Source organism: Variovorax sp. Varisp85 (assembly GCF_047304045.1).
Lineage (GTDB): Bacteria > Pseudomonadota > Gammaproteobacteria > Burkholderiales > Burkholderiaceae_C > Variovorax.
The window spans coordinates 246,739-270,562 of record NZ_JBGLYN010000001.1 but is presented as its reverse complement, the minus strand read 5'-3'; the positions used below and the strand labels follow the sequence as shown (position 1 = coordinate 270,562).

General features: G+C 66.0%; 23 protein-coding genes. 12 read left to right on the top strand and 11 right to left on the bottom strand.

The genetic code is table 11. From position 1 onward, the window contains the following. The first annotated feature begins 468 nt into the window (after nt 1-468). The 11 genes from lepA (at nt 469) to ACCC97_RS01265 (ending at nt 10,741) form a co-directional block, all read left to right on the top strand. Nucleotides 469-2,280, top strand: a complete 1,812-nt coding sequence (gene lepA / locus ACCC97_RS01315; protein ID WP_007830478.1) for a translation elongation factor 4 — start codon at nt 469-471, stop codon at nt 2,278-2,280. Nucleotides 2,281-2,287: 7 nt separating this feature from the next. Continuing rightward, on the top strand, nt 2,288-3,253 hold the full coding sequence (gene lepB / locus ACCC97_RS01310) for a signal peptidase I (protein WP_413331408.1): 966 nt from the start codon (nt 2,288-2,290) through the stop codon (nt 3,251-3,253). A 34-nt stretch (nt 3,254-3,287) separates the two neighbouring features. Continuing rightward, nucleotides 3,288-3,656 (top strand): DUF4845 domain-containing protein, encoded by a 369-nt coding sequence (locus ACCC97_RS01305; protein ID WP_007830480.1) that lies wholly within the window; start codon nt 3,288-3,290, stop codon nt 3,654-3,656. A 17-nt stretch (nt 3,657-3,673) separates the two neighbouring features. Beyond that, nucleotides 3,674-4,360 (top strand): ribonuclease III, encoded by a 687-nt coding sequence (gene rnc, locus ACCC97_RS01300; protein WP_007830481.1) that lies wholly within the window; start codon nt 3,674-3,676, stop codon nt 4,358-4,360. A 7-nt stretch (nt 4,361-4,367) separates the two neighbouring features. Further along, nucleotides 4,368-5,333, top strand: a complete 966-nt coding sequence (gene era / locus ACCC97_RS01295; RefSeq protein WP_007830482.1) for a GTPase Era — start codon at nt 4,368-4,370, stop codon at nt 5,331-5,333. A 129-nt stretch (nt 5,334-5,462) separates the two neighbouring features. Continuing rightward, the gene (gene recO, locus ACCC97_RS01290) at nt 5,463-6,233 is read left to right on the top strand and encodes a DNA repair protein RecO (RefSeq protein WP_413314986.1); all 771 of its coding nucleotides are present in this window, start codon (nt 5,463-5,465) and stop codon (nt 6,231-6,233) included. Continuing rightward, the gene (locus tag ACCC97_RS01285) at nt 6,230-7,006 is read left to right on the top strand and encodes a pyridoxine 5'-phosphate synthase (RefSeq protein ID WP_413331407.1); all 777 of its coding nucleotides are present in this window, start codon (nt 6,230-6,232) and stop codon (nt 7,004-7,006) included. Before recO ends, ACCC97_RS01285 begins: the two co-directional genes overlap by 4 nt. 13 nt (nt 7,007-7,019) lie before the next feature. Beyond that, on the top strand, nt 7,020-7,412 hold the full coding sequence (acpS, locus tag ACCC97_RS01280) for a holo-ACP synthase (protein ID WP_007830485.1): 393 nt from the start codon (nt 7,020-7,022) through the stop codon (nt 7,410-7,412). Beyond that, nucleotides 7,409-8,503, top strand: a complete 1,095-nt coding sequence (gene nagZ, locus ACCC97_RS01275) for a beta-N-acetylhexosaminidase (protein ID WP_007830486.1) — start codon at nt 7,409-7,411, stop codon at nt 8,501-8,503. Before acpS ends, nagZ begins: the two co-directional genes overlap by 4 nt. 3 nt (nt 8,504-8,506) lie before the next feature. Further along, complete coding sequence (locus ACCC97_RS01270; RefSeq protein ID WP_413331406.1) at nt 8,507-9,853, top strand: galactosyl transferase GMA12/MNN10 family protein; 1,347 nt, start codon at nt 8,507-8,509, stop codon at nt 9,851-9,853. A 21-nt stretch (nt 9,854-9,874) separates the two neighbouring features. Beyond that, a complete protein-coding gene (locus ACCC97_RS01265; RefSeq protein WP_007830488.1) occupies nt 9,875-10,741 on the top strand; it encodes a hypothetical protein in 867 nt (288 codons plus the stop codon). Between the two features lie 18 nt (nt 10,742-10,759). On the opposite strand, the gene ACCC97_RS01260 is transcribed toward ACCC97_RS01265, so the two are convergent. The 5 genes from ACCC97_RS01260 to ACCC97_RS01240 form a co-directional block, all read right to left on the bottom strand. Next, nucleotides 10,760-11,446: a hypothetical protein gene (locus tag ACCC97_RS01260; protein WP_413331405.1), complete on the bottom strand. Its 687-nt coding sequence runs from the start codon at nt 11,444-11,446 to the stop codon at nt 10,760-10,762. Nucleotides 11,447-11,484: 38 nt separating this feature from the next. Next, entirely contained in the window at nt 11,485-12,006 is a 522-nt protein-coding gene (locus tag ACCC97_RS01255) for a M48 family metallopeptidase (RefSeq protein WP_413331404.1), read from the bottom strand. Then, nucleotides 12,003-13,274: an Hsp70 family protein gene (locus tag ACCC97_RS01250; RefSeq protein WP_413331403.1), complete on the bottom strand. Its 1,272-nt coding sequence runs from the start codon at nt 13,272-13,274 to the stop codon at nt 12,003-12,005. Before ACCC97_RS01250 ends, ACCC97_RS01255 begins: the two co-directional genes overlap by 4 nt. Nucleotides 13,275-13,276: 2 nt before the next feature. Then, nucleotides 13,277-14,839: a lysine--tRNA ligase gene (gene lysS / locus ACCC97_RS01245; RefSeq protein WP_413331402.1), complete on the bottom strand. Its 1,563-nt coding sequence runs from the start codon at nt 14,837-14,839 to the stop codon at nt 13,277-13,279. 123 nt (nt 14,840-14,962) lie between these two features. Next, nucleotides 14,963-15,607: an LON peptidase substrate-binding domain-containing protein gene (locus tag ACCC97_RS01240; RefSeq protein ID WP_413314978.1), complete on the bottom strand. Its 645-nt coding sequence runs from the start codon at nt 15,605-15,607 to the stop codon at nt 14,963-14,965. A gap of 49 nt (nt 15,608-15,656) precedes the next feature. On the opposite strand from ACCC97_RS01240, the gene ACCC97_RS01235 reads away from it, so the two are divergent. Further along, the gene (locus ACCC97_RS01235; protein ID WP_007830493.1) at nt 15,657-16,217 is read left to right on the top strand and encodes a YggT family protein; all 561 of its coding nucleotides are present in this window, start codon (nt 15,657-15,659) and stop codon (nt 16,215-16,217) included. A 68-nt stretch (nt 16,218-16,285) separates the two neighbouring features. On the opposite strand, the gene accD is transcribed toward ACCC97_RS01235, so the two are convergent. From accD to ACCC97_RS01205, 6 genes are all read right to left on the bottom strand, one after another. Then, the gene (accD, locus tag ACCC97_RS01230) at nt 16,286-17,158 is read right to left on the bottom strand and encodes an acetyl-CoA carboxylase, carboxyltransferase subunit beta (RefSeq protein ID WP_007830494.1); all 873 of its coding nucleotides are present in this window, start codon (nt 17,156-17,158) and stop codon (nt 16,286-16,288) included. A gap of 66 nt (nt 17,159-17,224) precedes the next feature. Continuing rightward, a complete protein-coding gene (trpA, locus tag ACCC97_RS01225) occupies nt 17,225-18,070 on the bottom strand; it encodes a tryptophan synthase subunit alpha (protein ID WP_007830495.1) in 846 nt (281 codons plus the stop codon). After that, nucleotides 18,070-19,347 carry a tryptophan synthase subunit beta gene (gene trpB / locus ACCC97_RS01220; RefSeq protein ID WP_007830496.1) on the bottom strand — a complete coding sequence of 426 codons (1,278 nt, stop codon included), beginning with the start codon at nt 19,345-19,347 and terminating at the stop codon, nt 18,070-18,072. The genes trpA and trpB overlap by 1 nt, the downstream gene beginning before the upstream one ends. A gap of 47 nt (nt 19,348-19,394) precedes the next feature. Further along, a complete protein-coding gene (locus tag ACCC97_RS01215) occupies nt 19,395-20,087 on the bottom strand; it encodes a phosphoribosylanthranilate isomerase (RefSeq protein WP_007830497.1) in 693 nt (230 codons plus the stop codon). Continuing rightward, nucleotides 20,084-20,905 carry a tRNA pseudouridine(38-40) synthase TruA gene (gene truA / locus ACCC97_RS01210; RefSeq protein WP_007830498.1) on the bottom strand — a complete coding sequence of 274 codons (822 nt, stop codon included), beginning with the start codon at nt 20,903-20,905 and terminating at the stop codon, nt 20,084-20,086. Before truA ends, ACCC97_RS01215 begins: the two co-directional genes overlap by 4 nt. 29 nt (nt 20,906-20,934) lie before the next feature. Further along, the gene (locus tag ACCC97_RS01205) at nt 20,935-23,754 is read right to left on the bottom strand and encodes a FimV/HubP family polar landmark protein (RefSeq protein WP_413331401.1); all 2,820 of its coding nucleotides are present in this window, start codon (nt 23,752-23,754) and stop codon (nt 20,935-20,937) included. Between the last annotated feature and the right edge of the window lie 70 nt (nt 23,755-23,824).

Here is a 23,824-nt window from a genome sequence, read left to right as displayed (position 1 = left end):
TTGAGGTGTTTGCGACGTTCTGGGGCCAGCCTCGAAAAAAATCTGACGGCCTGGAAATGCCAATATTTGTTTGCGATTACTAACTTATCGGAAGGCTAAGGACGGATTTCGGTAGAATAGGGCACCCTCGGCGGGCGGTCAGCGCATAAGGAGTGCCCTGACCTTCACGATGCGAGATGTCAGACGGCAGTCCACCGGTGCTCCACAGATCGCCCACAAGTTGTTCAGCAACTGCTCCACCGATCCTGTGGATAACCTGTTCGTATCTTTGATGTTGTGGACCTGCAACGACCCCTTTGGACCCTGTTCCCGGATGTACGTGCTTCCCTTTTTGCCTACAATGAAGTTCCAACTACTGCAGTTGCCATTGCTTGTTGGTTCAGGGCGCGTCTCCAGAAGACGCGCCCTTTTTTCTTGCCTGTCGCACTCTGCGCACGAGCCAATTCAAGTACTTAAGCGTTCCCGTTGATGAATCACATCAGAAACTTTTCGATCATTGCGCACATCGACCACGGCAAGTCGACGCTCGCAGACCGTTTGATCCAGCGTTGCGGCGGCCTCGCAGAACGCGAGATGGAAGCGCAGGTGCTCGACTCGATGGACATCGAAAAAGAGCGTGGGATAACCATCAAGGCACAGACCGCTGCGCTGCACTACAAGGCACGCGATGGGCAGGTCTACAACCTCAATCTGATCGACACGCCAGGCCACGTCGACTTCTCGTATGAAGTGAGCCGCTCGCTGTCGGCATGCGAAGGCGCATTGCTCGTCGTCGATGCATCGCAAGGCGTCGAAGCGCAGACAGTGGCCAACTGCTACACCGCGCTCGACCTCGGCGTCGAAGTGGTGCCCGTGCTCAACAAGATCGATTTGCCCAACGCGGATCTCGACAACGCACGCACCGAGATCGAAGACGTGATCGGCATCGACGCGACCGATGCGATCCCGTGCTCGGCCAAGACCGGCGTGGGCATCGACGACATTCTCGAAGCCATCGTCGCCAAAATGCCCGCGCCGCGCGGCAATCCCGACGGTCCGCTGCGCGCGATGATCGTCGACAGCTGGTTCGATGCGTACGTCGGCGTCGTCATGCTGGTGCGCGTGGTCGACGGCCGGCTCGCGAAGGGCGATCGCATCAAGATGATGGCGTCGGGTGCGATGTACAACGCCGACAGCGTCGGCGTCTTCACGCCCGCCAACGAAGCGCGTGCGTCGCTCGAGGCGGGCGAGGTGGGCTACATCATCGCGGGCATCAAGGAACTGCAGGCGGCCAAGGTCGGCGACACGGTCACGCTGATCAAGCCCGGCAGCGGCGGCGCGGCGGCCACGGCCACCGAGGCGCTGCCCGGCTTCAAGGAGATCCAGCCGCAGGTGTTTGCGGGCCTCTACCCGACCGAGGCGAGCGAGTACGACTCGCTGCGCGACGCGCTCGAAAAGCTCAAGCTCAACGATTCGTCGCTGCGCTACGAGCCCGAGGTGAGCCAGGCGCTCGGCTTCGGCTTTCGCTGCGGCTTCCTCGGCCTGCTGCACATGGAGATCGTGCAGGAGCGCCTGGAGCGCGAGTTCGACCAGGACCTGATCACGACCGCGCCGAGCGTGGTCTATCAGGTGGTCAAGAACGACGGCGAAGTGCTCATGGTCGAGAACCCGTCCAAGATGCCCGACGTCGGCAGGATGGCGGAGATCCGCGAGCCCATCGTCACCGTGCATCTCTATATGCCGCAGGAATACGTCGGCTCCGTCATGACGCTGGCCAACCAGAAGCGCGGCGTGCAGATGAACATGGCCTACCACGGCCGCCAGGTCATGCTGACCTACGAGATGCCGCTCGGCGAGATCGTGCTCGACTTCTTCGACAAGCTGAAATCGGTGAGCCGCGGCTACGCCTCGATGGACTACGAGTTCAAGGAGTACCGCGCTTCGGACGTGGTCAAGGTCGACATCCTGCTCAACGGCGACAAGGTCGACGCGCTGTCGATCATCGTGCACCGCAGCCAGTCGCAGTACCGCGGCCGGGCGGTGGTGTCGAAGATGCGCGAGATCATTTCGCGCCAGATGTACGACGTGGCAATCCAGGCGGCCATTGGGGTCACCATCATTGCGCGTGAGACAATCAAGGCGCTTCGCAAGAACGTGCTGGCCAAATGCTATGGCGGCGACATCACCCGCAAGAAGAAGCTCCTCGAGAAGCAGAAGGCGGGCAAGAAAAGAATGAAGCAGATCGGCTCCGTCGAGGTCCCGCAAGAGGCCTTCCTCGCGATTCTGCAAGTCGAAGACTGATCAAAAAATGGCATTCCTCACCTCCCTGGTCCTCGCGGCTTTTGCCGCCTATGTCGGCGCCTGGTATTTCAACGCGATCGAAGGCAACTTCGCCTTGCTGCTGTTCCTGGCCACAGTGGTCACCGGGCTGTACTGGCTGGCCGAGCGCTTCTATTTCCTGCCCCGGCGCGAACGGGCCGCCGCCAGGCTCGAAGACTCGCTGACCGAGCGCAATGCGCGCCTGGCCGAGCAGGGCATCAGGCAGGTCGATACGGCCGACGCGAAGGCGAGCGAGCGGCTGTTGATGCAGCCCTGGTGGCTCGACTGGACCGCGGGCCTGTTCCCCGTGATCCTGGTGGTGTTCCTGCTGCGCTCGTTTCTCTACGAGCCCTTCAAGATTCCCTCGGGCTCGATGATGCCCACGCTGCTGACCGGTGACCTGATTCTGGTCAACAAGTTCACCTACGGCCTGCGCCTGCCCGTGATCAACACCAAGATCACCGACGGAACGCCGCTGGCGCGCGGCGACGTGGTGGTGTTCCGCTACCCGCCCAAGCCGAGCATGGACTACATCAAGCGCGTGGTCGGTATTCCCGGCGACGAAGTGGCTTACCTGAACAAGAAGCTGACGATCAACGGCCAGCCGGTGTCCAAGGTGGCGGATGCCGACTACCTCGACAGCGAGTCGATGCGCCTGCTCAAGCAATATGGGGAGGACCTGGGCGGCAAGCAGCACAAGCTGCTCAACGACGAGGCCGCGCCGTCCTTCGTTCCGGGCGCCAGCGACTTTCCGTTTCGCGAAAACTGCCGTTACTCGGTCGAAGGCGTGGTCTGCAAGGTGCCGGCCGGCAACTATTTCATGATGGGCGACAACCGCGATAATTCGGCGGACTCGCGTTTCTGGGGCTTCGTTCCAGACAAGAACATCGTGGGCAGGGCGTTCTTCGTCTGGATGAACTTCGGCGATCTGGGTCGCATCGGTCCGTTTCAATAAGCATTCATCAGCATAGTTCGAGGGGTATGAGGGCATGAGAACACATCGGTTCGTTCGCAGCAGGGCTGCGCAGCAACGCGGCATTTCGTTCATCGGCTTGGTGTTCGTCGCGGTGGTGCTCGGGTGCCTGGGCGTGGTCGTCGCGCAGGTCATCCCGACGCTGATCGAATGGCAGGCCATCGACAAGGCCGCCAACAAGGCCAAGGAGGGGGCAACCGTGCCCGAAGTGCGCGCGATTTTCGATCGCGCCCAGGCCATCGACGACTTCAAGTCGGTCAGCGGCAGGGACCTCGAGATCAAGAAGGTCGGCGACAAGGTGGTCGTGTCGTATTCGTACGAGCGCGAGATCCCCCTGTTCGGCCCCGCCTTCCTGACGCTCAAGTACAAGGGCGAAACCCGCTGAACACGGCGCCAAAAAAGGTGGACGGCAGCCTCGCCGCGCTGCAGGCGCGCCTCCAGCACACCTTCTCCGACCCGCGGCTGCTCCAGCTCGCGCTCACGCACCGCAGTTTCTCGGCCGACCACAACGAGCGCCTCGAGTTTCTCGGCGACTCGGTGCTGAACCTGGCGGTCTCGCATCTGCTCTACATGCGCCTGTCGGCTTTGCCCGAAGGCGACCTGTCGCGCGTGCGTGCCAACCTCGTCAAGCAGGACACGCTGCATCGCCTGGCGGTAGGACTGGCGCTGTCGCCGCTGCTGCGGCTCGGCGAGGGCGAGGCGCGCTCGGGCGGGCCCAACCGGCCGTCGATCCTGGCCGATGCGCTCGAGGCGCTGATCGGCGCGGTCTATCTGGACGCCGGCTTTGCCGCCGCCGAGGCGCTGGTGCACCGGCTCTACGAGTCGGTCGAAATCAACCCGCGCATGGAAGCCGCGGCCAAGGATCCGAAGACCGAATTGCAGGAATGGCTGCAGGGTCACAAAATGAAGCTGCCGGTGTATCGCGTGGCTGCCACACTGGGCGCGGCGCACAAGCAGACTTTCGATGTCGAGTGCGAGGTGCCCGAGTTGGGGCTTCGCGAACGCGGCATCGGCGGCTCGCGCCGCGCCGGTGAGCAGGCGGCCGCGGCTGCCATGTTGATCCGGCTCAAGGCACGCGGTGCCGCGTGAAATCACTATGAACGATGCTATCAATCCCGTAGCCGGGCCCGAAGACGCAGAAGGCGGCGCGGGTACCGGCGGTCCCCAGCACTGTGGGCTCATCGCCATTGTCGGCAAGCCCAATGTGGGCAAGTCGACGCTGCTCAACGCGCTGGTGGGCCAGAAGATCAGCATCACCTCGCGCAAGGCGCAGACCACGCGCCACCGGATCACCGGCATGCGCACGCTGGGCGCCACGCAGTTCGTGTTCGTCGACACGCCGGGTTTCCAGACCCTGCACGCCAACGCGCTGAACAAGTCGCTCAACAAGACCGTGCAGGGCGCGGTCGGCGACGTGGACCTGATCCTGTTCGTGGTCGAGGCCGGCAGCTTCACGCCGGCCGACGAGCGCGTGCTCAAGCTGCTCGGCAAGGGCATCCCGACCGTGCTGCTGGCCAACAAGCTCGACAACGTGCATCGCCGCGGTGACATCGCGCCCTGGCTGAAGACCATGCAGGAGAAGCACAGCTTCGCCGAGTTCGTACCGATGTCGGCGAAGAACGCCAAGGATGTCGAGCGCCTGTTCGGCATCTGCGAGAAGTACCTGCCCGAACAGCCCTGGTTCTACGACGAGGACGAGCTGACCGACCGCAGCGAGAAATTCCTCGCCGGCGAGCTGGTGCGCGAGAAGCTGTTCCGCCTCACCGGCGACGAGTTGCCCTACACCTCGACCGTCATCATCGACAAGTTCGAGGAAGAGCCGCCCCAGAAGAAGGGCCAGAAGCGCCTGCTGCGCATTGCCGCCACCATCGTGGTCGAGCGCGACGGCCACAAGGCCATGGTGATCGGCGACAAGGGCGAGCGCATCAAGCGCATCGGCATGGAAACGCGCGTCGAGCTCGAAAAGCTGGCCGACGCCAAGGTGTTCCTCGAACTGTGGGTGAAGGTGCGCTCGGGCTGGGCCGATGACGAAGCCCGCGTGCGTTCCTTCGGCTATGAGTAGGCAAACCCCCAGGCTTGCTCGCTTCGCGTAGCCGCCAACCCCCTTGCAGGGGGCAACGCCAGTGGCCCGGCGAAGCCGGTTCCACGGCGTTTGCCGCCTTCAAGCCTCGATGCTCCATAGCGCACTGACATGGCCACCCACCGCGTTTCGCACGAGCCGGCTTACGTCCTCCATCGCTACGACTGGAGCGAGTCGAGCCTGATCCTCGAGGTATTCACCCGCCACCACGGGCGCATCGCGCTCGTGGCCAAGGGGGCGAAGCGGCCGAGCTCCAACTTCCGTCCCGTGCTGCTGCCGCTGCAGCCGCTGCAGCTCAACTACGGTGGCGACGCCGAGATCCGCACGCTCAAGGGCGCCGAATGGATGGGCGGCCACGTCATGCCGACCGGCGAGGCGCTGCTGTCGGGCTACTACGTCAACGAACTGCTGCTGCGACTGCTGGCGCGCGATGACGCCCACGAAGCGCTGTTCGACGCCTACGCCGGGGTTGTTCAGGTGCTGGCGGGCGATCACGCCGAGGCCCAGGCGGCCACCCAGGCGGCGGCGCTGCGCGCTTTCGAACTGCTGCTGCTGCGCGGGGTTGGCCTGCTGCCCTCGCTCGATGCGCAGACCCTCACGCTGGAACCGCTCGCCGCCCGGGAGCGCTACAGCCTCGTGCCCGAAGCCGGATTGCGCCAGGCCGCCGCCGACGAGGCAGCACTGACCGGTACCGAGTGGCAGGCTCTGCAGGCCGTTCTCGACGACCGGGCTCCTTTTACCGCCACGTTGCGTGAAATTGCCACCATGAACGCCGGTAGCAACAGTGCCCTGCGCAACCAGTTGCGCGCCTTGCTCAACTACCATTGCGGCGTGTCCACGCTGCGCACGCGGCAAATGATGAGAGATCTGCAAGCACTATGAGCACTTCAGGCCATGCCGGCATCGCCACTGCCACCTCGCTGTCGGTCAACCTCAACAAGGTCGCCCTGGTCCGCAACACGCGCCACCTGGGCATTCCGAGCGTGGTGAAGGCTGCCCAGGCCTGCCTGGCCGCCGGTGCGCACGGCATCACGGTGCATCCGCGGCCCGATGCACGCCACATCCGCGCGCACGACGTCAGCGACCTGTCGGCGCTGCTCGCCAAGGACTGGCCGGCCATCGAGTTCAACATCGAGGGCAACCCGTTCCAGAACCTGATGGATTTCGTGCGCACGCTGAAGCCGCACCAGGCCACCTTCGTGCCCGACAGCGAAACCCAGTCGACCAGCGACCACGGCTGGACCTTCCCCGACGACGCCGACCGCCTTCGCCCGCTGATCGCCGAAGCCAAGGCGCTGGGCGTACGCGTCAGCCTGTTCATGGACCCGATCCCCGAGATGATGGCCGCGGTCAAGGCCGTGGGCGCCGACCGCGTCGAGCTCTACACCGAAGGCTACGCGGCATCACGCGGCACGCCCGACGAGCAGGCGGTGCTGGCGCGCTATGCCGATTCGGCGCGCGCGGCGCTGGCCGCGGGTTTGGGCGTCAATGCCGGGCACGACCTGAGCCGCGACAACCTCACCGCCTTCCTGCGCGCGGTGCCCGGCGTGCAGGAGGTCTCGATCGGCCATGCCTTCGTGGCCGACGCGCTCGAGCTTGGCTACACGGCCGCCACGCGCGACTACCTGCGCTGCATCGACGAGGCGCAGCAATGAACGCCAGCGCCGCATGATCTACGGCATTGGCACCGACATCTGCGACTTGCGTCGCATTGCAGCGACCTTCGAGCGGCAGGGTGAACGCTTTGCCCGCAAGGTGCTGAGCGATGCCGAGTTCAAGGTCTGGGAAGCCCGCCGCGCTCGCTGGCCCAAGCGCGGCCTGAGCTACCTTGCGACCCGGTTCTCCGCCAAGGAGGCCTTCAGCAAGGCTATCGGCCTGGGCATGCGTTCGCCCATGAGCTGGCGGCTGTGCGAAATCGCGAACCTGCGCAGCGGCAAGCCCGTCATCGTGCTGCATGGCGACCTGAAGGATTGGTTCGAGGCGCAGGGCCTCACGGCCCACGTGACCGTGACCGACGAAACCGAATACGCCGCGAGCTTCGTGGTGGTGGAGAAAACATGACCGCCGGGCTTGCCGATCGCCCCCACGCGCCGCTGATCATCGATGTGGCGGCCACTGAACTCAACGACGCCGACCGCCGGCGCCTCGCCAATCCGCTTGTCGGCGGCGTGATCCATTTCGCCCGCAACTGGCGGGATCGCGCCCAGATGACCGCGCTCAATGCCGAGATCAAGGCAATCCGGCCCGACCTGCTGATCTGCGTCGACCACGAAGGTGGCCGCGTGCAGCGCTTTCGCACCGACGGCTTCACGCGCCTGCCGTCGATGCGCGCGCTGGGCGAGCTGTGGATGCGCGACGCCATGCGCGCCACCCAGGCCGCGACCGCTGCCGGACAGGTGCTGGCGGGCGAGCTGCGCGCCTGCGGCGTCGACTTCAGCTTCGCACCGGTGCTCGACCTGGACTACGGCGGCAGCAGCGTCATCGGCGACCGCAGCTTCCACCGCGACCCGCGCGTGGTCGCGCTGCTGGCCAAGAGCGTGATGCACGGCATGCTGCAGATGGGCATGCGCAACTGCGGCAAGCACTTCCCGGGACACGGGTTCGTGCATGCGGATTCGCACGTCGAGATTCCGGTGGATGAGCGCGGCCTCAAGGCCATCCTGGACGACGATGCCAAGCCGTACGACTGGCTGTCGGGCACGCTCGCTGCGGTGATGCCTGCGCACGTGATCTATCCGAAGGTCGACAAGCGGCCGGCGGGGTTTTCGTCGAAGTGGCTCAAGGCAATCCTGCGCCAGCGCCTTGCCTTCGGCGGCACCGTGTTCAGCGACGACCTGAGCATGGAGGCGGGCCGCTATATCGATGGCCGGTTGCTCAGCTACGCCGATGCGGCGCTGGCTGCGCTCGAAGCCGGGTGCGATCTGGCGATGCTGTGCAACAAGAGCGTTGGCGACGGCGCGCCGCTGGATGAAATGCTCGAAGACTTCGCTCTCGCGGCGCGTACTGAGCGCTGGAAGCCTGACATGCGCAGCGAAGCGCGCCGCAGGGGCCTGTTGCCAAGTGGCCCCTCGATTGCCTGGGACGCACTGGTGGCTTCCACGGCCTACCGTGACGCCAAGCGTGCGTTGGCCCAGCCCGGCCTTGCGGAGTAAGCCATGCCCTTGTGCCTCAGTATCCTTCAGCGCCAGGACGAAGCGGTGCTGCGCAACCACGCGCACTACTGCAGGCTCTACGGCTATCCCCACAAATGGATCGAGAGCGACCGCATCCTTCACCCGGCGCTTCGCGCCAGCGCCAAGTACAGCGAGATCCTGCGCCATCTGCGCACGCTGACCGAAGGAGACTGGCTGTTCTTCATCGATGGCGATTCGGTGGTCTTCCACCCCGTGGCGATCGACGTCCTGATGCAGGGACGTGACCTGCTCGTGGTCGAGAGTCCTCCCGTGGGCAGCCAGACGGGCCTGGCCATGACCAACATGATGGTCGTGCGCAACACGGCTGCCAACCGGTCGATGCTGCACCAGTTGATCGTCGATTCAGGGCACGTGATCGCGCTGGCGGCGAAACGCATCGACGAGGCCGCGCGCCTGCGGCCTGCGGGCCTGCTGGGATGCAATGCCATGGAGCAGGGGTTCTACGTCAACGTGTCCTGGCGCATTGCGCAGTGGTACCAGGCGTCGATCTTCGTGGTCAACCTGGGACCGCTGCCGGTCGAGGTGGAGGGCGAACTGCGCGAGGACATGCTGCACGATCTGAACCTGCAGCGCTTGCTGGCAGAGCAGGTCGACGAGGCGTTGACCCAGGGGCGTCCGGTCCTGCAGGAGCCGGCGTACCCGGAGGTATCGCCGGCGGCGGTGGACAGCTACAACCCGGAGGCGCCCGTCGCCTTTCTGACGCTCTATACGCCGCATATCCGGAGCTACGCGCGGGTGTCCGAGCACAACGTGCGCCGCTATTGCGACAGGCATGGCCATGCGTACCACGTGTACCGCGACATTCCCGCATCCATCGGTCCGAACATCAACGGCTCCTGGATCCGGAGCTGGCTCATCAACCAGCACCTGACCCGTCATGAGTGGGTCATCTGGGTGGATGCGGATGTCGTCTTCTACAACCAGGCGAAACGCATCGAGCCACTGCTCGAAGGCCGCGACCTGCTGCTTGCCAAGGACGTCGGCGCCTGGCAGTTCAACTCTGGCGTCATGGGTTTTCGGAACACGCCCGGCAACTCGCGCCTGCTCGACCGCATCTGGGAGCGCATCGGCGGCGTGGCTGACAAGTCGGCGGTCTACAGCAGCCAGGGCGACCAGTACTACACGAACGAGGTGCTGATGGAAGAGGGCCTTGTCGGCGAGCAGAACATCCTTGACAACCTCAGCATCAACACGCCGCCGCATCTGGCCAGCGAGGACTCCTTGCTGGTGCATTTCATCAATCTCGGCGAGCCTTACCGCTCCGTGTACATGGCCGCGATGGATGCCCGCTCGCAACGGATCCGATAGCAGTTGGCGAAAGGAAACGACATGACGATGGGCGTGCTGGTCTACATCGACAACAAACGGGAAATCATCGACGAGTTTTCATGGCTCTACAAAAGCATGATCTTCTCGAACCTGTTCTCACGTGCAAGGATCATCGCCGTCTGCCATCCGGACGCCGTCGGCGCACTGCCTCAGGACGAGCGGATCGTCGTGATTCCGAGCGAGCCCTACGCGCAGCGCAATGCCGACTGGAACGGCTACGGCTACATCAATTCCGTGGCGAACCTGTGCGAGCCGGCCGTGATCGAGGAGTGCAGGAAGTACGACACCCTGCTGAAGACCGATTGCGATACCTTCGTCACGCCGGCGCTCACGAACTTCACGCCGACCGGCCTGTGCTTCGGCTTCGGCGCGTACGCCTATGAAGAAGAGGTTCGCCGCAAGCTGTCCGAGTGCAGCCAGCGCTGGGGTTTTCCGCATTCCGGCCTGCACAACGTCGGCGCTTCGGTGCTCGGGCCGTCCGAGTTCGTCTGCAATTTCGTGGAGTCCCAGCTCGACTACTGCAACAAGCTGCTCGACGAGGAGTTTCGCCACTTCCAGGGTACATGGCCGGGCTGGTGCAAGAACGTCGTCACGATGTACGCGGGCGAACTGGCCTTGCGTCGCACCTACCCCCAGCAATGCTCGCTGGGACTGCTTGACCATCTGCCCTATGCGAACCGCGCGCTGGGCAGCGACGTCCTGCACATCCATGCGTGGCACACCGACCAGTACTGGTCCAAGCACCAGTACCGCGCTGGCAAATATGCCGGCATGGCGCTCGACGAAATCGACCGGCGCACCTCGGGCGGCTACTGCCACTGGCTGGCCGTCGCCGACGTCGAGCAGGTCAGGGCCGCGGTGGACTGAGGAAGACGCGGGAAGTCTTCAGCGCCCGATGCGTGCCAGCGTCTCGCGCACATCGTCCAGCAGCCACAAACCCAGACTGCGGTCGGTCTGCGGAAACCGCGGGGAGCCTTCCAGCAAGGGATAGATGATCGCCTCGGTCACGTTGCCTTCGACGATCAGTCGCCGCGGCGGCGGCAGGTGATAGGGCGCCATCTCGAGGTTGATGGGGGTCCAGCCGCCCGTTTCGATGTCCCCGTTGCGCGGCAGCGTGCGGTAGGTGAAGGTGGTGGTCAGCAGCCACTGCGAGCGGCTTTCGGCTAGTGCGTGCAGCGCCCGGAACACGTCCGCATGCGAGAAGTGGAAGAGGCAGTCGCGGCACAACACCAGGTCGACCTTGGGCAGGTCGCCCGAGAGCAGGTCGAGCTTGCCGAAGCGCCGGCCGCTGCGGCCGAAGCGCTCGTTGTTGCGCTGCACCAGTTCATCGACGATGTCCGCGCCCAGGTAGTCGATGCCTTCAAGGTCGACATGCTGCATCCAGTTGAAATCGCCGCAGGGCATGTCGAGGAAGGTCTGCACGCGCAGCTCGCGCAACAGGGCCGGCAACTCGCGGATGATCTGCGCGGTGTTGCTGAGCTCGGAGCCCGCGCCCGACACGCTTTCCATCGAACCCCACGTGTTGGTGTTGAAGATGTTCGAGAAGATGGCTTCGGTCGGCGGGGTGGACATGGGTGCGGTCGATCCGTGGAAAAGGGAAAGGCGGGCGGTCACGGCGCCTTCGAGGCCGTCGACCAGAGCGGTTCGCCGCCGGTGTCCAGGTGGGTCAGGTAGAGCCGCAGGTCAAATTCGAGCTGATGGTAGTCGGGCTCCATGTGCGCGCATAGCGCGTAGAAGGCCTTGTCGTGACTCTTTTCCTTGGTATGTGCGAGTTCGTGCACAACGATCATCCGCAACCAAGCCAGCGGCACGCCCTTGAACAGGCTCGCCACCCGGATTTCACGCTTTGCCTTGAGCTTTCCGCCCTGCACGCGCGAAACTGTTGTGTGCGTCCCGAGCGCGTTGCGGATCACATGCAGCTTGTTGTCGAACATGACCTTCGACAGCGGCTCGGCCTTGCGCATGAACTCGCTCTTGAGGTCGCTCACGTAGTCGTAGAGCGCGCGGTCGGTCTGCACGCTGTGCATCCCGTCGGGATAGCGCTTGCCGAGCATCGCGGTCAGCTTGTCCTCGGCCATCAGCTGGCGGACCTGATCCAGCAGGGGCGCCGGATAGCCCGCCAGGTATTTCATGCCCGGTACCCGGTGCGCGCCGCGCAGGCGAGTCCCGTAGCCACGCCGCCGAACAGGTCACCCTCGACCAGATTCACGCCCGCGAAGCTCCTGCGCAGAGCGTGCTGGAACGGCCGAAGGGCGGAAGAGCCGCCGGTGAGATAGATCGCGTCGAGGTCACCGCTGCGCAGGCCCGCGCGCTTGACGCAGGCGTGCGCGCAGGCGATCACGTTCTCGAGCGAACCTGCCAATTGTTGAGCCATGTCGGCCGGCGTGAGCGAGGCCACCAACCCGCGCTCGGCACAACCGAGATCGATGGCGGTTTCGGCGTCGGTGATCGACGCATCGATCTTGGCCGCTTCCACCGCACTCGCGATGCGATGCCCGTGCCGTTCCTCGAGCACGGTCATCAGCCGGTCGTGCAGCCGCGTGTCGCTGTAGCTCGTGCGCAGGTCTTTCGCCTGGCGCACTGCCTTGGCGGCGTAGAGCCAGTTGATAAGGTGCCAGGAGGAGAGTTCGAAGAACACCTTGCTCGGCACTTCGCGCCCCTGCGGGCCGTGGTGCCGGAAGCCGAACTGCGGCATCACGCGCTCGAGGTTCAGGCGTTGGTCGAAATCGGTGCCGCCGATGTGCACGCCGCTGGTGGCCAGCACGTCGTCGCTGCGGTCCTCGCGGGTCGCGCGCTCGGGGCCGACGCGCACCACGGTGAAGTCGGAGGTGCCGCCGCCGATGTCGACGATGAGCACGATCGACTCCTTGGCGATGCGCTGCTCGTAGTCGAACGCGGCTGCGATCGGCTCGAGCTGGAAGGCGATCTCGCGGAACCCCGCTGCGCGTGCCGCGTGGCGCAGGCTTTCCTCGGCACGCTCGTCGCGCTTCGGATCGTCGTCCACGAAGTGCACGGGCCGGCCGATCACCACGCGCTCGGGCAGCTGGCCGAGTTCACGGCTGGCGCGCACGGCCAGCTCTCGCAGGAAGCGGGCGATGATGTCCTCGAAGCTCACGAGGCCGTCGTAAATGGCGGTCTTCTCCTGCATCAGGGCGCTGCCGAGCAGACTCTTCAGCGAGCGCATCAGCCGGCCTTCGGTGCCCGAGAGGTACTGGCCGATGGCGTCGCGGCCGAAATGCGTGGTTCGGTCTTCGGCATTGAAGAAGATCGCGGTGGGCAGGGTGGTGGCCGCGCCTTCGATGGGCAACAAGCGGGCCTCGCCGTCGACCCGGCAGGCCACGGCGGAGTTGGAGGTGCCGAAGTCGATGCCGATCGTCGGCAGCGACGACGGTAACTGCACGTTCAAGATTCCCTGCGCAGCGCCGGGAACAGAATCACATCGCGGATGCTCGGCGAATCGGTCAGCAGCATCATCAGCCGGTCGATGCCGATGCCGCAGCCGCCGGTGGGCGGCATGCCGTATTCGAGGGCGCGAACGAAGTCGTGGTCGTAGAACATGGCTTCGTCGTCGCCGCTGTCCTTGGCGGCCACCTGGGCGTTGAAGCGCGCGGCCTGATCTTCGGCGTCGTTGAGCTCGCTGAAGCCATTGCCGAATTCGCGGCCCGTGATGTAGAGCTCGAAGCGCTCGGTGACTTCGGGGCGCTCGTCGTTGGCGCGCGCCAGCGGCGAGATCTCGGTCGGGTGCTCCATGATGAAGGTCGGCTGCCAGAGCTTTTCTTCGACGGTTTCCTCGAAGTACATCACCTGCAGGCTCGCGAGGCTGCGCTGCGAGAGCTTGTCCTTCTCTTCGCTGAGGCCGATCTTGCGCAATGCATTGATCAGCCAGGCGCTGTCGTTCACACCGTCGCCGGCGTCGGTGTGCTTGAGGATCGCTTCGCGGATCGTCAGGCGTTCGAAGGGCTGCGTCAGATCGACGGCCTTGCCGCCGTACGTGAGCTGCTGCGTGCCCACGGCCTTGTCGGCGATGGTGCGGATCAGCGTCTCGGTGAAGTCCATCAGGTCGCGGTAGTTCCAGTAGGCCGCGTAGAACTCCATCATCGTGAACTCGGGGTTGTGCCGCACCGAGATGCCCTCGTTGCGGTAGCTCCGGTTGATCTCGAACACGCGCTCGAAGCCGCCGACGATCAGGCGCTTGAGGTAGAGCTCGGGCGCGATGCGCAGGAACATTTCCTGGTCGAGCGCGTTGTGGTGCGTCTTGAAAGGCTTGGCGTTCGCGCCGCCCGGAATCGGGTGGAGCATGGGCGTCTCGACTTCGAGGAAATCATTGGCCACCATGAATTCGCGCAGCGCGCTCACTGCCTTGCTGCGAGCGGTGAAGCGCACACGGGCGGTTTCGTCGGTGATCAGGTCGACGTAGCGCTGGCGGTACTTCTGCTCCTGGTCGGCCATGCCGTGGAACTTGTCGGGCAGCGGGCGCAGGCTCTTGGTAAGCAGGCGCAGCTTCGTGACCTTGACCGACAACTCGCCGGTCTTGGTCTTCATCAGCGTGCCTTCGGCGCCCACGATGTCGCCGAGGTCCCAGCGCTTGAAATCGGCGTAGACGTCTTCGCCGACCGCGTCGCGCGTCACGTAGAGCTGGATGCGGCTCGTGGCGTCCTGTACGGTCGCGAAGCTGGCCTTGCCCATCACGCGCTTGAGCATCATGCGGCCGGCCACGCTCACGGAAACGGCTTGCGCTTCGAGGGCCTCGGCCTCGGTGGCGCCATGTGCCTCGACGAGTGCCGCGGCGCGGTGGCCCGGCTTGAAGTCGTTCGGGAACGCAACACCCTTGCCCTCGGTCTGCGCTGTGCGCAGCAGCTTGAGCTTCTCGCGGCGTTCGGCGATGAGCTGGTTGTCGTCGACGGCCGGCGCAGGGGCGGGCGCTGCAGCGGGCGTGGGAATGGGAGGGGTCAGGTGATCGGACATGGGGAGCGGGTGAGGCGCAACGGGAGCGTGCGCGAGCCCGGCATTTTAGCCGATCGGATTCAGGCGAAGCCGCTGTCCAATGCCCGCCGATCCTGCGTAATGCGCTACGAAAAATATAGCGATCTATTGAGCAATACCCGTGCGTGCGAGCAGATCGCTGATCAGCTCGAGGCGCATCAGCGGGCTGTCGAGCTCCATCAGGCGCTGCTTCAGTTCGAGCTGCATCGGCACCAGTTCGCACCAGCGGTTCGCCACCCAGCCGCAATCGTCGAGCAGGTAGGGCATGCCGATGGGCAACCGTACCGATCCGCCCTGTTCGCGGCGCCGCTCCTCGAGCGTGTCGATCAGGCGTTGCAGTGCCGTGGCGGTGTGTTTCAGGTCGTCGGGAATTTCCAGCGCGACGTCGTCGGCCACGGCCTCCACTTCGGCGACCCACAGACCGTGCTTCTGCAACTCAGTGTCGCGCACCCGGAAGCGTTGCGTGCCCACGCATTCGATCTGCAGCAGCCCGCTTTGCGGCGATTCGAACTCGCGAATCATCGCCAACGTCCCGATGGCGGCGAAGCTCTCCGCATCGGCGCCGGCCTTGCGCACTTCGCTGCCGCTGGTGAGGCTCACCACGCCGAAGGGCGCGTCGGCCTTTCGGCATTTGCCGATCATGTCGAGATAGCGGACCTCGAAGATGCGCAGCGGAAGAAGGCCGCCCGGAAACAGGACCGTACCGAGCGGAAACAATGGCAGTGAATGCAAAAGGGGTAGTGTCGTCATCGAAGAGCCTTGCGTGGCTATCATCGCATTCCGCTCACGGCTGCGCCCCATGCTCTATCAGATTCCCTCGTTCCTCCTCGACGTGATCGTCGGCCTGCTCGGCGGCGCCTGCCTGCTGCGCCTCTACATGCAATACCACCGGGTGCCGTTCGGCAATCCGCTCGGGCGCTTCGTGTTCGCCATCACCGACTGGATCGTGCTGCCGCTGCGGCGCATCGTGCCGTCGGTGAAGCGCTGGGACCTGGCCAGCCTGATAGCGGCCTGGCTGCTGGTGTTGCTGAAGTTCCTGCTGCTGTGGCTGCTTGCCGGCAACCTGGGGCGGATCGCGACCCTTCCCCTGGTGTCGCTGGTCGGGCTGATGCAGCTGGCCGTCTCGGGCCTGACCGCACTGCTGGTGGTTTATGCGGTGCTGTCCTGGATTCCGGGCGCGTCGCCGATGCTGCTTGACCTGATCTCCCGTTTGGCCGAGCCGCTGGTGCGGCCCTTCAGGCGCTTCATCCCGCTGATCGGCGGCGTCGATCTCTCGCCGCTGGCGGCCATCGTGGTACTGCAGGTGATCGCGATCGTGCTGGGCAACCTGCTGGTGTTTGCCTATCAACTGACGTTCTGAGCCTCACAAGCAAAAGAGCCCGGGTGCGATGCACCCGGGCTCTTTTGCATTGGCTTGCTGTTCGTTCCTCAGCTGACCGCGTCGGCCGGCTGGCGCAGCAGCATGGCCAGCGAGCTGGCAATGGTCTTGCGCAGTTCGCGGCGGTCGCTGATGAAGTCGATGGCGCCCTTGGTCTGCAGGAACTCGGCGCGCTGGAAGCCTTCGGGCAGCGTCACGCGCACGGTCGACTCGATCACGCGCGGGCCGGCGAAGCCGATCAGCGCCTTGGGCTCGGCGATCACCACGTCGCCCACGAAGGCGAAGCCGGCCGACACGCCACCCATGGTCGGGTCGGTCAGCACGCTGATGTAGGGCAGGCCCTTCTTCGCGAGGCGCGTGAGCGCGGCGTTGGTCTTGGCCATTTGCATGAGCGAGAGCAGGCCTTCCTGCATGCGCGCGCCGCCGGTTGCGGTGAAGCAGATGAAGGGCACCTTCTGCTCGATGGCGGTTTCGACGCCGCGCACGAAGCGCTCGCCGACCACGCTGCCCATGGAGCCGCCCATGAACTCGAACTCGAAGCAGGCCACGACCACGCTGATGCTGTGCACCGAGCCGCCCATGACGACCAGCGCGTCGGTCTCGCCGGTGTTCTCCAGCGCTTCCTTGAGCCGCTCGGGGTACTTGCGGCTGTCCTTGAATTTCAGGGCGTCAACCGGCAGCACTTCCTGGCCGACTTCGTAGCGGCCCTCGGCGTCGAGGAACGCGTCGAGCCGCGCGCGGGCGCCGATGCGGTGGTGGTGGCTGCAGCTGGGGCAGACGTTCTGGTTGTGCTCGAGGTCGGTCTTGTAGAGGACGGTCTCGCAGGCGGGGCACTTGATCCACAGGCCCTCGGGCACCTGGCGGCGCTCCGATGGGTCGGTTTGTGCGATCTTGGCGGGTAGCAGTTTTTCAAGCCAGCTCATAGGACTCCGAATTAGCTCCCCTCTCCCGCATGCGGGAGAGGGGCTGGGGGTGAGGGGCAGCAGCGATTATCGGCCAGCCGCATTCTTCGGGATAGCCGCCGGCAGCGCATCGAGCGCCTCGCGGATGCCGGCGAGGAATTCGCGCACCACGGGCACGACCTTTTCGCGGGGCTGGTCTTCGATCAACTGGATGATCTTCGTACCGATCACGACCGCATCGGCGGCCGAGCCGACCGCCTGCGCGGTGCGCGCGTCGCGAATGCCGAAACCCACGCCGACCGGAATGCTCACGTGCTGGCGGATGCGCGGAATCATCTGCCCGACCGCCTCGGTGTCGAGGTGGCCGGCGCCGGTCACGCCCTTAAGCGACACGTAGTAGACGTAGCCGCTCGCGATGCGCGCGACCTGCGCCATGCGCTCGTCGGTGCTCGTTGGCGCGAGCAGGAAGATCAGGTCGATGCCGGCCGCCTTCAGGTCCGCAGCGAAAGCTTCGCATTCCTCGGGCGGGTAGTCGACCACCAGCAGGCCGTCGACGCCGGCCGCGGCCGCATCGCGGATGAAGGCCTTCTTTCCGTGCACGAGGTCGTAGCGCTCGACCGGGTTGGCATAGCCCATCAGCACCACGGGCGTGGTCGCGTCCTTCTGGCGGAAGGCGGCGACGATGGCCAGCACCTGCTTCATGCCGATGCCCAACGCCAGCGCGGCCTCGCCGGCCTTCTGGATCACGGGCCCGTCGGCCATGGGGTCGGAGAAGGGCACGCCCAGCTCGATCACGTCGGCGCCGGCCTCGACCATGCCGTGCATCAGCTCGGGCGTGATGTCTGCGAACGGGAAACCGGCGGTGACGTAGGGAATGAGGGCGCGGCGGCCGTCTTTTTTCAGTGCGTCGAAGGTGGTTGCAATGCGGCTCATCACTTGCCTCCCTTCACGCTGAGGCCGCGCATCGAGGGGCGGTCATAGAAGTCGACGCCCGACAGGTCGGCCACGGTGCCGATGTCCTTGTCGCCACGGCCCGAGAGGTTCACCAGGATGGATTGATCGGGGCGCATGGTCTTCGCGAGCTTCATCGCGTGGGCCACGGCATGGCTGGATTCGAGCGCGGGAATGATGCCCTCCGTTCGGCACAAATAATGGAAGGCTTCGAGCGCCTCGGTGTCGGTGATGCCGACGTATTCGGCCCGGCCGATGTCGGCCAGGTACGCGTGCTCGGGGCCCACGCCGGGGTAGTCGAGCCCCGCGCTGATGCTGTGCGTCTCGGTGATCTGGCCGTCGTCGTTCTGCAGCAGGTAGGTGCGGTTGCCGTGCAGCACGCCCGGGCTGCCGCGCAGGATCGAGGCCGAGTGCTTGCCGCTGTCGAGTCCTTCGCCTGCCGCCTCGACGCCGATCAGGCGCGTGCCCGTGAACGGAATGTACGGATGGAAGATGCCCATCGCATTGCTGCCGCCGCCCACGCAGGCGACCACCACGTCGGGCTGTTTGCCCTCGGCCTCGCCGGTAATGCCGTCGGCCGCGAGCATGGCGGGCATCTGCTCGATGCACTCGGTGCCGATCACGCTCTGGAAGTCTCGCACCATGGTCGGGTAGGGGTGCGGACCGGCCACGGTGCCGATGATGTAGAAAGTGTTTTCCACGTTCGTGACCCAGTCGCGCATCGCCTCGTTGAGCGCGTCCTTCAGCGTCTTGCTGCCCGATTCGACGGGCACCACGGTCGCGCCGAGCAGGTTCATGCGGTAGACGTTCGGGCTCTGGCGCTTCACGTCCTGGCTGCCCATGTAGACCACGCATTCGAGGCCGTAGCGTGCGCAGATGGTGGCGGTGGCCACGCCGTGCTGGCCGGCGCCGGTCTCGGCGATGACGCGGGGCTTGCCCATGCGGCGCGCGAGCATCGCCTGGCCGATCACGTTGTTGATCTTGTGGGCGCCGGTGTGATTCAGGTCCTCGCGCTTCAGGTAGATCTGCGCGCCGCCCATTTCGCGGCTGGTGCGCGCGGCGTGGTAGATCGGCGAGGGACGGCCGACGAAGTGCTTCAGCTCGTAGTGGAATTCGGCAAGGAAGGCCGGATCGTCCTTGAACCTGGCGTACGCGTCGCGCAGTTCGTTGATCGCGTGGGTGAGCGTTTCGCTCGCGAAGGTGCCGCCGTAATTGCCGAAATGGCCGGTCGCGTCGGGTTGCTGGTAGTTGCTTTGCATGGTTCTCGATCGGTGGGCCGCAGCCCGACATCGATCGGCTGCGGCGGCTAGCTGGAGAAGGACGCGTCGGCCGCCCTGACGGCTGCGACGAATTGCCGGATCTTTCCGGCGTCCTTGAGGCCCTTGTTCCCGGGACCGTCGATTTCGACGCCCGAGCTCACATCAACGGACAGCGTCTTGCAGCGCGTCCGCAGGATGCGAATGCCATCGCTCACGTTTGCAGGTGTGAGCCCACCACTCAAGACGAGGTGAGCGTCGACGGCGGGTGGAAGAAGTGACCAATCGAATGCCTTGCCGCCACCGCCATAACCTTCGACATGCGCGTCGAGCAGGATGGCCTGGGCGTGGGAGTAATCGGAAGCGTATTTTACGAGGTCGAAGCCGGCGCCGGCAGCCCCCAGTGGAATGCGGGCGGCGCGCATGTAGCGGAAGCGGCCTGGGCCGGTGGCTTCCTCGCACCGTTCGGGCGTTTCCTCGCCGTGGAACTGGGCGATCGCGCCCTTCACGTGGGCGAGTGCTGCTATGACTTCAGGAGCATCCTCGTTCACGAACAGCAGCACCGGTGTGATGAACGGGGGCAGGCGCGAAGCGAGTTCGGCAGCGCGTTCGGCCGTCACTGCGCGGGGGCTTTTCGCATAGAGCACGAAGCCGATGGCATCGGCACCCGCTTCGACCGCGGCATCCACGTCGGCCTCGCGTGTGAGGCCGCAGATCTTGATGCGGGTGCGGGGAGACGTCATGGAGGTCCATCATACGGAGCGCCGCCGGCCTGCAGCGTCGCCTCGGCCGGCAGACCCCACTTGGCGTCGTACAACGGGCCCAGGAAGTACAGGCCGTCCGCGGAGAAGGTCGGCGCCGCCGCCTTGCGGCTGCGCGCCTCGAGCACCTCGGCAATCCATTCGGGCCGCTCGTCGCCGCGGCCGATGCGCACGAGGCAGCCCATCAGGTTGCGGATCATGTGGTGCAGGAACGCGTCGGCCTCGAACTCGAAATGCCAGCGGCAGCGTTCGCCTTCGCCAACCCGCGTGACTTGGATGCGGCGCAGGTTCTTCACGGGCGACTTGGCCTGGCAGGCCGAGGCACGGAACGAACTGAAATCATGCGTGCCGATGAGCACGGCGGCGGCTTTGCGCATTGCATCGCCGTCGAGCGCATGCATCGACCAGCCGACCCGGCCCGAATCCAGGCTGGGCCGCACCGGCGACTGCGAGAGCACATAGAGGTAGCGGCGTGCCAGCGCGCTGGCGCGGCAATGGAATTCATCGGGCACCGGGTGCGCCCACTGCACCGCGATGTCGTCGGGCAGGAAGCGGTTGGTGCCGCGCGTCCAGGAGAAGGGTTCGCGCTCGACGTCGGTGTCGAAGTGCACCACCTGCATCAGCGCGTGGACGCCGGCGTCGGTGCGGCCGGCGCACAGCGTGCCGATCTTGCCGGATGGCTGCGCGGCGAACTTCGTGAGGGCCGCTTCGAGCTTGTCCTGCACCGTGCGGCCCGAGCGCTGGCTTTGCCAGCCCTCGTACGCCTGGCCGTTGTACCGGATGCCGAGCGCCAGCCTCACGAATTCAGGGACGGTACAACAACAACCGCTCAGCGCAGTTCTGCGAGCAGCTGACGGGCTTGCGACTTGAGATCGCCGGCGCTTTCGGCTTCGACTTCCTCGACCAGCGAACGGGCACCTTCGACGTCGCCGATGGCTTGCAGTTCGCGAGCCAGCGACAGCTTGACGGCGTGCGGGCTGTCGTCGCCTTCATCGTCATCGTGCGTGGCGGTTGCGGCGGGCTTCGCGGTTTCGGCGGGGCGGGCTGGCAGGCCTGCCAGCGCGCTCATGTCGAACTCGATGAAGCCCGAGTCGGCCGGCAGCGCATTGCGCAGCATGGCGGGGCGGGTGTTGTCCGCATCGCTCAGCGAACCGGGGAGCGTGTCGACCGTCAGCGCGCCGGGGGCGGTGTCGAAATCGTTTTCGAGATCGACAGGCGTGGCGGCGTGGCCATTCGACAGGGGGGCTGGGGGGCGTGCGGTCGTCGGAGCGGACGCGTAGATCGACTTCGGCAGGCTGGCGCTGACCGGTGCATGTTGCTGGGCCGGTGCGGGGGCGGGTGCCGGCGGCGTGGTCAGGTCGAGGTCGAAGTCCAGCGGTGCCACCGAGGGCACGAAGGCGGGCGGAGCAACGGCAACCGGCGGTGCAACGGGAGCAGGTGCTGCCGGCTTGGCGGCCGCGGCGAGGGCGCCCGCGAAGGCGGCCGTCTCGGCCGCGCTGGCGCCGCCGCTGCGGGGAGCGCCCGATTCGTACAGCGGGTTGCCCGGATCGAGATCCTTGCCCATGTCGACCACACGGTTCCAGTCGGAGCCGAGGCCGCCCGTCAGCTTGTGCACTTCGGTGGCGAGGCCTTCGTAGGCACGCACGTCGCGGCGCTTGGCGTGGATCTCGAGCAGCTTGAGGTGGATGGCGGTGCGGTCCGGGTTCAGGCGCAGCGCTTCGCGCAGGATTTCCTCGGCCTGCAGGTCGCGGCCATAGGCCAGGTAGACGTCGGCTTCGGCCACGGGATCGACGTCGCCCGCGTCGAGCTGGCTCGGCGAGTACGACAGCGACGAGACGGTGGAGTCGCCACGATGCTTGGTGTCGACCGATTCGCCGCCGCTGGCGCCGAAGAACGAGTCCTTCGGGATGCGGCTTTCGAGGAACACGCTCTCGCTCATTTCCTCGCGCCGGCGGCCCAGCACGCGGTACAGCAGGAAGCCGATGAGCAGCGCGATCAGTGCCGCGCCGGCCAGCATCAGCGGGTTGTCCAGGAGCTCTTCGAGGAAGGTGGGCTCCGGCGGGGGCGGCGGTGCCGGCTTCTTCACGGCCGGCTTGGGTGCCGTGGCGGCCACGGCGGCGCTCGCAGCCGGAGTTGCGGGAGCAGCAGCTGCATCGGTTGCGGCTGCGGCCGGTGCGGCAGCGGCGGCCTCTGCCGTCGGGGCAGCAGCAGGAGCGGCAGCCGTTGCCTCGGGCGTGGGCGCGGCGGGGCTCGGTGCTGCCGTTGCCGCTGCAGGAACTGCGGGTGCGGCCGCGACGACAGGAGCCGGGGCCGGGGCTGGCGCCGGCGCAGCAATGGGGGCAGGGCTTGCGGCGACTGGAGGCGCGACCGTCGCGCTGGTGGCCGGTGTCGGAACCGGGATGCCCGGCTTTGCCGGTGCCGGTGCCGGTGCAGCCGCACCGGCAGCAGCAGGTGCCGACGAACCGGTGCCCGTTGCAGCCTTGAGCTTGTTCAGCTCGCTGATGTTCTTCGACAGTTCCGCGACGCGGTTGCTGCTGTCCTGCGCCTGGCGGCTCTGGGCGACCTTCTCGTCGGCGGCGCGGGAGGCCGCGCTGCCTTGCGAGATCGTGAGCTTGTCGGGCGTGCTGGCCGCCGCGTTGCGGTCTTCGACGTTGGCCTGCAGCTTGCCCGAGGCCTTGCGGCTCGCGGCCGCGACGTTCGAGGTCGGCGCGTTGTCGGCCAGCCGCTGGCGATAGGCGCCGAAGTCGCGGCTTTGTGCCGTGACCGTGCGGCGGGCTTCGTCCGGCAGGACGGCGGCCGCCTCGGCGCTGCTCGGCAGATCGAGCACGGCGCCGGCGCGCATGCGGTTGATGTTGCCGCCCGAGAACGCATCCGGATTGGCGAGCAGCAACGCGACCAGCATCTGGTCCAGGGACACGTCGGCGGGCTTGTGGGCGGCCGCGATCTTGCTGGCGGTGTCGCCGCGCTGCACCGTAACCTGTTCGCCGCCACTGCTGCGAGCAGGTGCGGCCGCAGTGACCGGCGCGGGCGCTGCTGCGGCCGGCGCAGGCGCCGCGGGTGCTGCCGATGGCGCCGCCACAGGGGCGCGCTCGCGGCGCGCACGCGCTGCCGGGGCAGTGCGTTCGGTCGGCGTGGCGATCCGGGGTGCAATGGGCGTGGCCGGCGCGCTGGTCGTTGGCTGGCGCGTGGCCGGCGGATCGAGCAGCACGGTGTAGTCGCGCACGATCCGGCCGGAGGCGCCGTTGGCTTCGAGCAGCAGGTCGACGAACGGGTCGTTCAATGGGCGGTTGCCGCTCAGACGCACCACGTACTGGCCGCCGGCGCGACGCTGCAGCGTCGCCTTGACGTCGCTCAGTGCCGAGTTGTACGGAACGCCCGCGTTTTTGAAGGCTTCGGCCGTGGCGATGTTGATCTTCAGACCGTCCGCCTCGTTGGCGGCGATTTCGGTCACGTCGATCTCGGCGCGCAACGGTTCGCCCAAGGCCGATTGCACCTTCAGCTGACCCAGCGCAAAAGCGCTGGCGTCGGTGCTGGCGATGCCCAGGGCCACGGCTGCCGCCGCGCCGAGGATGGAAAGCCGCCAGCCATTCGATGGCAGAAGCGGGCGAGCGGCCGATGGGCTGGCCGCAGGCAACAGATGTCTTGTCATGCTGATAGGGGGCGGCTCAGGCCCAGAATTTGTAAGAGGACGTTAGCACCATCACCGGGTACTGACAAGG